The 15,748-nt window shown below is 63.4% G+C and carries 1 protein-coding gene; it reads right to left on the minus strand.

The genetic code is table 11. From position 1 onward, the window contains the following. Positions 1 to 60: 60 nt before the first annotated feature. Positions 61 to 15,681 carry an amino acid adenylation domain-containing protein gene (locus AB4O11_RS25150; protein WP_460129090.1) on the minus strand — a complete coding sequence of 5,207 codons (15,621 nt, stop codon included), beginning with the start codon at positions 15,679 to 15,681 and terminating at the stop codon, positions 61 to 63. Between the last annotated feature and the right edge of the window lie 67 nt (positions 15,682 to 15,748).

Raw genomic sequence — 15,748 nt, forward strand, 5'->3', positions numbered from 1 at the left:
CCACAAGTCCGTTCAGGGGTGAGCCCGGCCAGCAGCCGGGCTCTGGTAGATAAACAACAATCAGGAAACCACTTGGCCGGCAGGCACTTTCAGGCCGTCATGCCACCACGCCGCGAGACTGAAAACGTTGGGCGTCTTGAGAATCGTGAAGTGGTTGCCCGGCCCGTACCACACCGCCAGATCCGTCACCTGGCGTTGCCAGCCTTCGACCATCGCCGCTTGCTCACGCTGATTGCCCCACGCATCCAGCGTCGGGTCATCGACCAGCGCCAGCCGCACCGGCCCGGTGTAGGCCAACTGCGGTTGATAGACCGTGCGCAAGGCTGTGGCGAAGGTGCGGACCGGGCCGTGCATGGCCTGCGCTGACGAACGCGCAGACAACACACCGGCGCGCACCATGCCCTCGTGCAACAGGCGCATTTGCGTGGTGTCGTCAGCCTCGGCGAACGCCAGCGGGTCGATGCCCAACGACTTGCCGCTGGACAGTTGCAGCGTCTCGATCAAGCGTTCCAGTGCGGCAGTCGTGGTGTACGGTTTGCCCGCCGTACCGTTGCCGCCGGGCGATTCGCTGTCGATCAGGGTCAATGACGCCACCTCACGCCCCGCCGCCTGTAACTGCGCGGCCATGGCATGCGCGACCCAGCCGCCGAAGGAATGGCCGATCAGGTGCACCGGACCTTGCGGATACAACTGCTCGACAGCTTGCAGATAGCACTTCGCTGCCGCTTCAACCTGGCTGTGCGGCACGCCGCTGCCATCGAGCCCGCGCGGTTGCAGGCCGATGATCGGCCACTCCGGGCCCAAGGCCTCGGTCAGGTGAATGAACCCGGTGACACTGTCGCCCGCCCCCGGCACGCAGAAGATCGGCGCATGCCCAGCGTGCCCGCTCTGAATGGTCAACAGCGGCTGATAGGTCTCTGGCTCCGGAACCAGCGCAGCGGCCATAGCCTGACTCAAGGCCTGGCCGAGCGCCTGAATATCCGGAGCTTTCATCATGCTGCGGTGATCACCCGGGACATCGATGCAGCGCAGCAAACCTGTACTGATCTTGTTTTCCCAACCACGGGTCGGACTCGGCTGCGCCTGCCCCGGCATCAGTGCCTGAGCGCGGAACAAGTGCACCGGCTGACTGGCCGGGCTGACCCGGTAATGCGCCAGCGCCAGGCCATGAGCGGCCTCACGATCAAAGTAACTCCAGGCATCCGCTGCACTCAGTGCGGCCAGTTCCGGGTCAGGCAATTGCTGTTCGCAGCAGCGCTGGAACAGCTCATCGAACGCAATGCGTTCGACTTCAGCCTCCAGCCGCTCGACCTCAGCCAACGCCGGCAGCCCTTCCGCACCGCGCATCTGCGAACGCGCGCGGCAGTGCTCCAGCAACTGATGCTTGTCGCGATGCGCGCCGCTCCAGCGGGTTTTATCCTGACTGGCCGGATGCGGCGCGTAAGTATCGAGCAGGCCGACAAACGCCACCGTCTCATCGAGACCCAGCAACTGCTGAGCGATTTCATACGCCAGCAAGCCACCAAACGACCACCCGGCCAGACGATACGGCCCATGCGGTTGTACCGCCCGGATAATCCCGACCATCCGCGTGGCCATGCACTCAAGCGTGCGCAGCTGCGGCTGCCCCAACGGCACACCGGGCAAACCGTAAATCGCAAACTGCCCCTCGATGTGCATCGCCAATGCCGGGAAATACACCTCCCTGCCGCTGAACTCATGGATCAGGAACAGCGCATCGCCGCCCTCGCCCGGCCGCACCACAACCAGTCCTTCCGGCTGTTCGGGCGCGGCATGGCGTTGACCGAGCAATGCGGCCAGCGACTCGACACTCGGACGCTGGAACAGCTCCGCCAGCGTCACCTGTTGCCCCGCACGCTGCAGCAGGTTGACCAGACGAATCGCCAGCAGCGAATGCCCGCCTAATTCGAAGAAGTTGTCGTGGCGTCCGACCTGCTCGACATTCAGCACCTCAGCCCAGACCCGCGCCAACACGGTTTCGACCTCGCCTTCAGGTGCTTCGTAATGTCGGCTGAGTACCGCGTCGAGGCCCGGCGCCGGCAGCGCCTGACGGTCGATCTTGCCGTTGGGACTCAAGGGCAGGACGTCGAGCGCAACAAACGCACCCGGCACCATGTACTCGGGTAACTGCTCAAGAATGAACGCGCGCAGCATGTCGATAGCCGGAGCAGCGCTGCCCTCGCGCACTGTGAAATACGCGACCAGACGCTCGTCGCGCATCAGCACGACCACCTCGCGCACACCCGGGTGCTGGATCAACCGCGCTTCGATTTCACCGAGTTCCAGGCGCAAGCCGTGCAGCTTGACCTGGAAGTCATTGCGCCCGAGGAATTCGAGGTTACCGTCCGCGCGGTACCGCACCAGATCGCCGGTGCGGTACAAGCGGTCCCCGGGCACAAACGGACTGTCGATAAAGCGCTCGGCCTGCATCTGTGGCAGTCCCATATACCCTCGCGCCACGCCGATGCCGCCGATGTACAACTGGCCAATAACACCGAGCGGTACCGCTTGGTCATGCGCATCGAGCACGTACAAACGGGTGTTACAGATGGCCGTGCCAATCGGCAATTCGGTGGATGGCACGGGCATGTGCGGTTCCAGTGTCCACGCGGTGCTGTCGACCGTGGCTTCGGTCGGGCCATACACGTTATGCAGGCGCACCCACGGCAGTTGCTGGCGTACTTCGCGGGCCAGGGCCGCCGTGAGTTCGCCGCCACCGCAGAACACATCGGTGAGGCTGGTGCATTCACTGACGTCTTGCAGCTCGAGAAATTGCTGCAACAGCGCCGGCACGAACTTGACCACCGTGACCCGCTGCTGACGAATCACTTGCGCCAGGTATGCCGGTTCCCGGTGACCTCCCGGCCGTGCCAGCACCAGACGCACACCGGCCGTCAGTGGCCAGAAGAATTCCCACACCGAACCATCGAAACTGAATGGGGCTTTCTGCAACAACGCGCCCTCTGGAGCTGGCGGGCAAATCTGCGAGCCCCAATGCACCAGATTGCACAAGCCACGATGTTCGAGCATCACGCCTTTGGGTGTGCCAGTCGAACCTGAGGTGTAGATCATGTACGCCAGATTCGAAGGACTCAGGCCCGGCACTTGCGGATCGTATTCTGACTGGTCGTGCCAGGTGCATTGGTCAAAGTCGATCAGCACTGCCCCGGCCTCGGCAAACAGCGATCGCGTGGCCGTCTGCACCAGCACCGCCACCGGCGCGCAATCCCTGAGCATAAAGTCCAGGCGCTCCGCCGGATAAGCCGGATCCAGCGGCACGTACGCGCCACCGGCCTTGAGAATGCCGAGCAGCCCCACCACCAGATCAAGCCCACGCTCGACGCACAGCGCCACCCGCGCATCCGGCCCGACGCCTTGCTCACGCAGGTGATGCGCGAGGCGGTTGGCACGGGCATTCAGCTCGCGATAGGTCAGGCTGTGTTCGCCCGACTGCACGGCGATGGCGTCCGGCTGACGCCGCACCTGTGCTTCAAACAGGCTCTGCACCGGTTGCTCGACCGGGCAATCAAGCGCCGTCGCGTTGAAGTCGCCGAGCAGGCGTTGCTGCTCATCCGCCGCAAGCAACTCGACTTGCGCCAACACCGCCTGATCATCACTGACCAGCGCCGCCAGCAAGCGCTGGAAGTAACCGACAAAACGCTGCACGGTCGACTCATCGAACAGCGCGGTGGCGTAGCGCAGCGAGCCACGAACCCCGTGCTGGCTTTCGCCCAGACTCAGCGACAGGTCGAACTTCACAAAGTGATTTTCCCCGGCCAGGCCTTCCAGCGTCAGCTCGCCGAGTGCCAGGGCTGGCGCCACGCTGCTGTCCCAGCTCAGCAAAGTCTGGAACAACGGTGTGTGGGAAAGGCTGCGCAGCGGTCGGGTGACTTCCACCACGTGTTCGAACGGCAGATCCTGATGCGCCTGCGCGGCCAGCGTCTGCGCTTTGACCCGCGCCAGCAGCGCTGCCCCCGTCAGATCGCCCGAGGTATCGATGCGCAGCGCCAGGGTGTTGACGAACATGCCGATCAACCCTTCGATTTCGGCGCGGGTACGGTTGGCGACGGGCGAGCCGATGACCACATCGGACTGCCCGGACAGACGCGTAAGCAGCATCGCCCAGGCGCTCATGATCACCATGTACGGCGTCACGCTGTGGCGCTGACACAACGCCTTGAGACCGGCGCTGGTCTGCGCGTCCAGTACGATCTCGACACTGCCGCCGCGGTGATCCTGTTGCGCCGGCCGTGGTCGGTCAGTCGGCAGGCTCAACAACGCCGGAGCGCCGGCCAGGGTCTGCTGCCAGTAATCACTCTGGCGCTGCAACACCTCGCCGCTCAGCCAGCGCCGTTGCCATACCGCGTAGTCGGTGTATTGCAAGGCCAGCGGTGGCAGCGGATCGTCCTCGCCACGGCTGAACGCCTGATACAGCGCCATCAATTCATGGGTCAGCACGCCCATCGACCAACCGTCGGAGATGATGTGGTGCATCGTCAGCAACAGCACATGGTGCTCATCGGCCAGACGCACCAGCCGACCGCGAATCAACGGATCGTCCTGCAAGTTGAACGGCCCGCGCGCTTCAGCGTCGACCAAAGCACGCAAGGCCTCCTCGGTCTGCGGCTGTTGCCGCCAGTCTTCCACAATCAGCGGCAGACCACTGTCGACCGGGGCAATCAGCACCTGAGCTTCGTCGTTCAGTTGGGTGAACCGACTACGCAGGGTTTCGTGACGAGCGACGATTCGCGCCAATGCCCGTTGCAGTGCCACGGCGTCGAGTCGGCCACGCAGGTGCAAGCCCAGAGGAATGTTGTAGGCGGTGTTGCCGCCATCCATTTGCGCGAGGAACCACAAGCGTTGCTGGGCGAACGACAACGGCAGTGCCTGATCGCGCGGCGCCGGCAGAATCGGCGGCAAACTGCTGCGTTCGGCCTGACTCAACACTTCGGCGACCGTCGCCAGTTCCGGGTTGGCAAACAGATCGGCCAGCGCCAGCTCCACGCCCAATTGCTGGCGCACCTGAGAGAGCATGCGCATGGCCAGCAATGAATGGCCGCCGAGCTCGAAGAAGTTGTCATAGCGACCGACCTGCCCGACCTGCAACACCTCGGCCCAGACCTGCGCCAGGCTTGCTTCCAGAGGATTGGCCGGTGCCTCGTAGGCCCGACTGAGCAGTGCCTCCTGCGTCGGTGCCGGCAGCGCCTTGCGATCGACCTTGCCGTTGTTGTTCAACGGCAATACATCGAGTTGCACCCACGCGGTGGGCACCATGTATTCCGGCAGTCGCGCGTGCATTTGCGCGTGCAGCTCAGCGCTGTCCAAGTGTTCATCGTGCGCCGTGTAGTACGCCACCAGACGCGGGGAGTCCTGTCCGTCGCGGCGCGCCAGCACCACCGCTTCCTTGATCCCCGGGCAATTCAGCAGGCGGTTTTCGATTTCTCCCAGTTCGATGCGGAAACCGCGAATCTTCACCTGATCGTCGTTACGCCCGATGCAATCGAGTTGCCCCGGCGCCAGCCAGCGCGCGAGGTCGCCCGTGCGATAGAGCAACGCGCCCGGCATCTCGCTGAACGGATCGCAGAGGAATTTCTCGGCAGTCAGATCCGCCCGGTTCAGATACCCCAGCGCCACGCCCTGCCCGCCGATATACAGCTCGCCGGTGACGCCCATTGGCACCGGCTGCTGATACGCATCGAGCACGTAAACCTGCGTGTTAGCAATCGGCCCGCCAATCGGCACGCTCTCGGCGTTTTCCGCAACTTCGCGCACTTCAAAGGTTGTGGCGTAGGTGGTGGTTTCAGTCGGGCCGTAGCAATGCACGATGCGCAGTGTTGGCGCCTCGACCAACAGGCGACGAAACGCCGCCGGATCGCCACGTTCACCGCCGCACAGCAGAATCCGCAGGCCCTTGAGCGCCTGCGGAATCAGTTGCACGTATTGATTGAACAGCGCGGTGGTGACGAACAGGATCGTTGCGCCACTGCTGCTCAGTTCACGGCCAAAGGCATGCGGATCGAGCAAGGTTTGATGGTCGATGATCACCACGCGACCGCCATTGAGCAGCGGCCCCCAGATGTCCATGGTGCTCGCATCGAACGCCGGGTTCGAGGCGAAGACCACACGATCCTGTGCATTGAAATCGGCGTAACCGTTGTTGAGCACCAAGCGGCCGATACCCCGGTGCGGCACCATCACCCCTTTCGGCGTGCCGGTCGAACCGGAGGTGTACATGATGTACGCCAGCGACTCGGACGACTGCAGCAGATTCGGATTGTGCGTCGGCTGGCCGTTGAGGGTCAGCCTGTCGAGGTCGATACGCGGCGCGGCGTAGTCGATGACTTCGCCGCTCAAGGTCAACAACGCCACCGCGCGGCAATCCTCGACCATGAACGCCTGGCGTTCGCTCGGTGCATTGATGTCCAGCGGCACATAAGCGGCCGCGCATTTGGCAATGGCCAGTTGCGCGACCAGCAACTCCAGCGAACGCGGCAACAGGATCGCCACGTGGTCACCCGGTTGCACGCCGTGAGCGATCAGGTGATGGGCCAGGCGGTTGGCTTGGGCGTTGAGTTCAAAGTAGCTCAGCGAATGCGCGCCATGCACGGCCGCCACAGCTTTGGGATGCGCGGCTGCCTGCTGTTGGAAAACCCCGTGTACGGTCAGTGTTTGCGGGTAGCCACGCGCCGTGGCGTTGAAGTCGTACAGCAAGCGCTGGCGCTCATCGTTTGCCAGCAATGGCACACGTTCCAGCACCGTTTGATCATCGGCAACCATCGCCTCGAGCAGACGTTCGAAGTAGCCGATGTACCGCTTGATCGTCAGCGCATCGAACAGCGCCGTGGCGTAGTTCAGCGTGCCGCGCAGCACTCCGTTGACCTCGCCCAGTGTCAGCGTCAGGTCAAACTTGGCGACATCGCCGGTCCCGGCAACACCCTCCAGCGTCAGCTCGCCCAAGGCCAGTTGCGGGCCAACGCTGCCGTCCCAGCTCAACGTGGTCTGGAACAACGGGCTGTGCGCCAGGCTGCGCACCGGTCGGACGATTTCCACCACTTGCTCGAACGGCAGATCCTGATGCGCCTGCGCTTCCAGTGTCCGCGCCTTGACCTGTGCCAGCAGCGCTTCGACGCTCGGCGCGCCCGAGGTGTCGATGCGCACGGCGAGCGTATTGACGAACATGCCGATCAGGCCTTCGATTTCAGCGCGGCTGCGGTTGGCCACCGGCGCGCCGATCACCACATCGGATTGCCCGGACAGCCGACTCATCAGCAACGCCCAGGCACTCATCAGGGTCATGAACAGGGTCACGCCATGACGCTGGCTCAACGCTTTGAGGCCAGTACTCAGGCGCTCGTCCAGCAACACTTCGACGTTGCCGCCGGTGTAATCCTGCTGCGCCGGTCGCGGGCGATCGGTGGGCAGCGTCAACAAGGCCGGCGCACCGTCGAGGGTCTGCTGCCAATATTGGCTTTGCTGCTGCAGCACTTCACCGCTGAGCCAGCGCCGTTGCCACACGGCATAGTCGCCGTATTGCAACGTCAGGACTGGCAACGGGTCAGGCTGTCCCTGGCTGTACGCCTGATACAACGCCATCAACTCGCCGGTCAGCACGCCCATCGACCAGCCGTCGGCAACGATGTGATGCACGGTCAACAGCAGCACATGATGATCGTCAGCCAGACGCACCAATCGTCCACGAATCAACGAATCGTTCTGCAAATCAAACGTTGTCGAGGCTTCCTGCGCCAGCAATATTTGCAAGGTGTGCTCGGCCTGCGGCTGTTGGCGCAGATCTTCTACGCGCAGCAGCCAACCGTTATCGACCGGGGCAATCGACACCTGCGCGCTGTCGTCGAGGCGGATGAAACGGCTGCGCAGGGTTTCGTGGCGGGCGACGATCCGCGCCAGCGCCGATTGCAGGGCATCGACGTCGAGGTGACCGCGCAGGCGCAAGCCGAGAGGAATGTTGTACGCCGAGTTGCCACCCGCCATTTGCGCAAGAAACCACAGGCGTTGTTGGGCGAAGGACATCGGCAGCGCCTGAGCACGCGGTGCCGGCAAGATCTCCGGTAACGCGCTGCGCCCGGCGCGGTTCAATACTGCAGCGATTGCGCTCAATTGCGCATCGGCAAACAGATCACTCAGCGCCAGTTCGACGCCGAGGCGCTGACGGATCAGCGAGACCATGCGCATCGCCAACAGCGAATGACCGCCCAGTTCGAAGAAGTGATCGTGACGGCCGATCTGCCCGACTTGCAGCACTTCGGACCAGATCTGCGCCAGCGCGGTTTCCAGTTCACCTTGCGGAGCCTCGTATTCGCGGGTCGGCAGCGCGGCCAGGTCCGGTTTCGGCAATGCCTTGCGGTCGACCTTGCCATTGGCGGTCAGCGGCAAAGCCTCGAGCCGGACAAACGCTGCCGGCACCATGTAGTCCGGCAACTGCGTCAGCAGATGCTCGCGCAACTCGCCCACTGCCAGTGGCTCGGCCCCCGCCTGTTCGGTGAAATAGGCCACCAGTCGCGGCTGGCCGGGTTGGTCCTCGCGGGCCAGCAACACCGCTTCGTTGATACCAGGGAGCTGATTGAGGCGAGTCTCGATTTCGCCCAATTCAATGCGCATGCCACGGATTTTCACCTGGTCGTCGTTACGCCCCAGGTAGTCGAGCGAGCCGTCTTCGCGCCAACGGGCAAGGTCACCGGTGCGGTACATGCGCGCATTCGGCAAGGGGCTGAACGGGTCGTGCAGAAAGTGCTCAGCGGTCAGATCGGCGCGGTTCAGATAACCCCGGGCCACGCCCGCGCCACCGACGTACAACTCGCCCATGACACCCATTGGCACTGGCCGTTGCTGCTCGTCGAGCAAATAAACCGCCGCGTTCGCCACCGGTTTACCAATGTGCAACGCCGCGCCAACGTCTATACGCCCGGAAGTCGCGACCACGGTGGCCTCGGTCGGGCCGTAGTTGTTGATCACGGCGAAGCGCTGCTGACGGCTGAACTGGCGCAAGCGATCGCCACCGATCAGCAAGGTGCGCAAGGTCGGATGATCGAGGTTCTGGCTGAACGCATATTCGGCGACCGGTGTTGGCAAAAAGCTCACGTCCAGCGGCTGCGCACGCCACCAGTCGAGCAACCCATCGATGTCTTCAGCGCCGTCATGGGTTGGGGCCAGGTGCAGGGTCGCGCCCGCGCACATGGCCGGCCAGACTTCCCACGCCATCGCATCGAAACCGAATCCGGCAAGGCTTGAGGTGTGGCTGCCGGCGCGTAAATCGAACGCTTCACAGTGCCAGTCGACCAGATTGGACAACGTCTGATGTTCGACCATGACCCCTTTGGGCAGACCGGTCGAACCCGAGGTGTAGATCACGTACGCCAGATGCGCAGCGCTCAGGCCCGGCACTGCGGGGTTGTGCTGCGCCTGCGCCGGCCATGCGCACAGATCGACATCAATCACTGGCACGCCCGATTGCGGCAGTCTCTCGTGCAGATCGCTTTGCGTGAGCACCGCGACCGGTGCGCTGTCGCTCAGCAAATAACTGATCCGCTCGGCAGGATGCGCCGGATCGATCGGCACATAGCCGGCGCCGGCCTTGAGGATGGCGACCAGCCCGACCAATGTATCCAGACCCCGGCGGGCGACGATGGCCACGCGGTCATCGGCTTTCACCCCGATGGCGATCAAGTGATGCGCCAAGGCATTGGCCTGGCGATTGAGCTGCAAGTAAGTCAGTGGCTGTCCGGCAAACACCGCTGCAATAGCCTGCGGACGCTCGGTGACCTGCGACTCGAAGCGCCGGGCAATCGTCAGCTCACGCGGGTAGTCAGCCTCGGTCGCATTGAAATCCACCAGCAACTGTTCGCGCTCAGCTGCCGGCAGGATCGACAACCGGTCAAAGCCCACGTGCGGCGTGTGCTCCAGTGCCTCCAGCAACGTCATCAACGCTCCCTGCATGTACCCGCAGATACGCTGCGCATCAATGCCGGCCCCGGCCAATACCTTCAGGCGGAAGTCTTCACCGAGATCATCAACGCTGAGAGTCAGGCGATAGTTGGTGTGTTCCTCGGCAGCGAGCAATTGCATGCCGTGCCACGCCGCTTGCACCTCAGCGGATATCGGCCCGACCGGCACGCTGTGACGATAGTTGAGCAGCGTGCTGAACAGCGGCGTGCCCGCCGGCATGGCGCTGCATTGCTGCACCTGCGCCAGTTGTGCATGTTCATGGGCCAGCAACTGACTCAGGCGTTCGTGGGTCGCCAGTGCGGCGCCTTTGACGCTATGGGCGTTCAGCTCGATGCACAGCGGCAAGGTATTGATGAACACACCGAGTGCCCGCTCCGATCCTTCACCGCCCTGCAATCGCCCGAGCAACACCGTGCCAAACACCACGGCGTCGCGTCCGGACAATTGCCCCAGCACCTGTGCCCAGGCGAGGTGCATCAGGCTGGCGGCGCTGACGCCCAAACGCCTGGCCTGCTGACGGATGCTGTGGCTCAGCGCGTTTTCCAGGTCCAGTTGCGCCTCTTGTGCAGGGCCGTCGCTGGCCAGATTCTGCCCGTAAGGCAAGGTCGGCTCATCAACAGCGCCGAGCATCTCGCCGAAGAAACTGGCGTGCGCTTGCGCGGTCAGACCGGAACGGGTGTGCGCCACGTAATTGCGGTACGGCACCGGTTCGCTCAGCAGCCCGTCGTTGCCCAGCAGAAACGCCTGCATCTCGTGCTGCAACACCTCCAGCGCCACGTGATCCATCACCAGGTGATGGAACAGCAGCAACGCCACCACGCGTTGATTGGCCTCATCGCGGCCGTGCACCACGCGCATCAGCGGCGCCTCGGTGACGGGCATACGGTAGTTATCGATGGTGAAGCGTCTGCGCAACTGGCTCAGCGCATCGCCCGCTTCGGCGTCTAGCGGCAAGGCCTCGCAGCCCAGCGAAGCCTGACGCCAGACCACTTGCACCGGCTCTTCCAGCCCCTCCCAGAACAGCGACGTGCGCAAAATGTCATGGCGTTCGATTACCCGTTTCAGGGCATCAGTGAACACTTGCAAACGCTGTTCATCGGCGAAGGCAAACTGCGCCTGCAGCACATATGGATCGCCGTGCGCGGCCGACAGATGATGGAACAGGATGCCGGTCTGCAAAGGTGCCAGCGGGTAGATGTCCTGAACATTGCGCACACCGCCGGGGACGCTCGCAACGATACGGTCGATCGTCGCTTGGTCCAGCGCTACCAGCGGCAACAATTCGGGGGTGATGCGCGGGCAATCGGCCGCAATGAGGTTTGCCGGCACCGCCGCATCAGGTTCGCCGCCCACAGCCGCAGCGAGCGCGGCCAATGTCGGCTGGCCAAAGAGCACACGAATATCCGCCGACAGGCCGGCCCGACGCATGCGCGCAACCAGATTGACCGCCAGCAACGAGTGACCGCCCAGTTCGAAGAAATGATCGAAGCGCCCTACCCGCTCGACCTTCAGCAACTCGGCCCAAATCCCGGCAATCACGGTTTCGACTTCACCGATCGGAGCTTCGTATTCCCGGCTCAGCAGCGCAGTCTGGTCAGGAGCCGGCAAGGCCTGGCGATCCAGTTTGCCGTTGGGGCTCAGTGGCAACGCCGGCAGATTCACAAATACGGCAGGCACCATGTAGGCCGGCAGATGCTTGAGCAATTGGCTGCGTAGCTGATCTGTTTCGACGAGTTCGCCGCTGTAGTACGCGACCAGACGCTGATCGCCCGGCACGTCTTCACGGGCCAGCACGGCCGCTTCGCGGACACCGTCGACTTGCGCCAGATGCGCCTGAATCTCGCCCAGTTCGATGCGTAAACCACGGATTTTGACCTGATCGTCATTACGCCCCAGGTACTCGATGTTGCCATCGGCCAGATACCGTGCGACGTCACCCGTGCGGTACAAACGTGCGCCGGGCTGATCACTGAACGGATCGTCGAGGAAACGTTCGGCGCTCAGCTCAGGCCGATTCAGATAACCCCGCGCCACCTGCACGCCGCCGAGATACATCTCGCCGACCACACCCAATGGCGTCGGTTGTTGGTGAGCATCAAGGATGTACACGCGGGTGTTGCACAGCGGTTTGCCAATCGGTGGCGCGCCTTGCGGTACCGGCGAATTCGCCTCCAGCGTCCATACGGTGCTGTCGACGGTGGCTTCGGTCGGGCCATAAACGTTGTGCAGGCGCACCTGCGGAAGATGTTCGCGCACGCTGCGCACCAACGCGGCCGTCAGCGCACCGCCACCACAGAACACATCGGTAAGGCTGCTGCACTCGCCCACCTCTGCCACTTCAAGGAATTGCTGCAACAGCGCCGGCACAAACTGAACGACGTTGACCTGTTGCTCACGAATCAGTTGCACCAGCGCGGCTGGATCGCGGTGGTCGTCCGGGCCAGCGAGGATCAGACGCATACCGCAGCTCAACGGCCAGAACAGCTCCCACACCGAGGCGTCGAAACTCAGCGGGGTTTTCTGCAACAGCGCGGCGCCGGTAGAAAGCGGACACAGGCTGGCGCTCCAGTGCAGCAGATTGCCCAGATTGCGGTGTTCGACCATCACGCCCTTCGGCATGCCGGTGGAGCCGGAGGTGTAAATCACGTAGGCCAGGTTCGCGGCGCTCAGGCCTGGCACCTGCGGATTACTTTGCGCAAGGTCTTGCCAGGTGCAATGGTCGAAATCGACCAACACGCCGGCCCACTCGCCGATCAGCGCACGCGTCGGCGCATGCACCAGCACCGCCACTGGCGCGCTGTCCTCAAGCATGTAGGCCAGACGCTCAGCAGGATACCCCGGGTCCAGCGGCACATAAGCGCCGCCGGCCTTGAGAATCGCCAACAGACCGACCAGCAATTGCGGCCCGCGCTCGACGCAGATCGCCACCCGCGAATCGCGGCCCACGCCGCACTGGCGCAGGTGATGGGCGAGCTGGTTGGCGCGATGGTTCAACTCGGCGTAACTCAAACGCAATTCACCGGCCACCACGGCATCCGCGTCTGGCGTGCGCAACACCTGCGTCTCGAAGCGAGCATGAACAGTCTGCTCAAGATCGTGGGTGACAGTGGTTGCGTTCAGATCGACCAGCAGATGCTGACGCTCATCGTCCGCCAACAACGTTACCTGCTCCAACACCGCTTGATCGTTGCTGACCATGGCCTGCAACAGGCGCTGGAAGTAGCCGACGTAACGTTGAATAGTCGACTCATCGAACAAGGCAACGGCGTACTCCAGCACACCGCGTATCCCGTCCGGCGCGTCTGCCAGCGTCAGTGACAGATCGAATTTGGCAAAGTGGCTCGGTTCGGCAACACTTTCCAGCGTCAGCTCGCCGAGACTCAGGCTGGCACCGTGGCCACTGTCCCAACTGAACATCGCTTGAAACAACGGGCTGTGCGCCATGCTGCGTGCAGGCTTGGTGATTTCCACCACTTGTTCGAACGGCAGGTCCTGATGCGTCTGCGCATCCAGCGTCCGCGCCTTGACCCGCGCCAGCAGCGCCTCGGTGCTCAAAGCGCCCGAGGTATCGATACGCAGGGCCAGGGTATTGACGAACATGCCGATCAGGCCTTCGATCTCGGCCCGACTGCGGTTGGCCACGGGCGAACCGACGACCACTTCCGATTGCCCGGACAACCGACTCAACAGGCTCGCCCATGCGCCGAGCATGAGCATGTACATCGTCACGCCGTGACGCTGGGCCAAAGCCTTGAGCCCGGCGCTCAGGCGTTCGTCGAGCACCACCTCGACGGTGTTGCCGGCGTAATCCTGCTGCGCCGGGCGCACGCGATCAGTCGGCAGCGTCAACAGTGCCGGAGCGCCCGCCAACGTTTGTTGCCAATACTCGCTTTGACGCTCCAGAACCTCGCCACTGAGCCAGCGCCGCTGCCACACTGCGTAGTCGGTGTATTGCAGCGCCAGCGGCGGCAGTGGATCTGGTTGACCGTGGCTGAACGCCTGATACAACGCCATCAGTTCGCGGGTCAAAACCCCCATCGACCAGCCATCGGAGATGATGTGGTGCAGGGTCAGCAACAGCACATGATGATCGTCGGCCAGCCGCACCAGGCGTCCGCGAATCAGTGCATCATCCTGCAAGTCAAACGGTCCCGAGGCCTCGCCCTGAATCAGCGCCGCCAAGGTCTGGTCGGCTTGCGGATGCTGGCGCAGATCTTCAACGCGCAGCAGCAGACCGCTGTCGACCGGGGCGATCAGCACTTGCGCCTGGTCATTGAACTGGGCGAAACGGCTGCGCAGGGTTTCGTGACGCGCAACGATACGCGCCAAGGCTTGTTGCAGCGCATGCTCATTCAGTTGCCCACGCAGGCGCAGGCCGATGGGAATGTTGTACGCGGTGTTGGCGCCTTCCATTTGTGCGAGAAACCACAAGCGTTGCTGGGCGAACGACAGCGGCAACGCGCCGTCACGAGCCACCGCGACAATCTCCGGTTGCGTGCTGCGCCCGGCTTGCGCCACCGCCTCGGCAACCGCTGCCAGTTCGGCGTTGGCAAACAGGTCGCCCAGCGCCAGCTCGACACCAAGACGCTGGCGAACCTGGGACACCATGCGCATGGCCAACAGCGAATGGCCGCCGAGTTCGAAGAAATGGTCCTGACGCCCGACTCGCTCGACTTGCAGCACCTGCGCCCAGATCTGCGCCAAGGCGCTTTCCAGTTCGTTGTGCGGCGCCTCGTATTCGCGGGTGAACAGCGCCGCTCGCTCGGGTTTCGGCAGGGCCTTGCGGTCGACCTTGCCATTGGCGGTCAACGGCAGCGCGTCGAGTCTGACGAAGGCCACCGGCACCATGTACTCCGGTAACTGGGTCAGCAGGTGCGCGCGCAACTCGGCCACGGCCAACGGTTCGACCTGGCTCTGCTCGGTGAAATACGCCACCAGCCGCGGCTGGCCGGGTTCATCTTCACGCGCCAGCAGTACGGCTTCCTGAATGCCGGGCAACTGATTGAGGCGGGTTTCGATTTCCCCGAGTTCGATGCGCACGCCACGGATTTTCACCTGATCGTCGTTACGCCCCAGGTACTCGATCGTGCCGTCCGCGCGCCAGCGTGCGAGATCGCCGGTGCGATACATGCGCGGGTTCGGCAAAGGGCTGAACGGGTCATGAAGGAAGCGCTCGGCGCTCAGGTCGGCACGGTTCAAATAGCCGCGAGCGACCCCGGCACCGCCAACATACAACTCGCCCATGACGCCAATCGGCACCGGACGCTGCTGTTCGTCGAGCAGATACACCGTGGCATTGGTCACCGGTTTGCCGATGTGCAAGGCATCGCCTGCCTCGATTCGCCCAGAGGTCGCGACCACGGTGGCTTCGGTCGGGCCGTAGTTGTTGATCACGTCGAATTGCTGGTTGCGGCTGAACTGGCGCAAGCGGTCGCCACCGATCAGCAGTGTGCGCAGCGTCGGGTGTTCAAGGTTCTGGCTGAAGGCGTATTCGGCGACGGGCGTCGGCAGGAAACTGACGTCCAGTGGCTGCGCGCGCCACCACTCGAGCAACGCATCGATGTCCTCGGTGCCCTCGTGAGTCGGTGCCAGATGCAGGGTCGCGCCGGCACACAGCGCCGGCCAGACTTCCCAGTGCCATGGCGTCGAAACCGAACCCGGCAAGGCTTGAAGTGTGGCGACCGACGCACAGATCAAACGCTGTGCAATGCCAGTCGACCAGATTCGACAAGGTGCGGTGTTCGACCATCACGCCTTTGGGCAG

It is taken from the genome of Pseudomonas sp. H1_D05 (assembly GCF_054682705.1).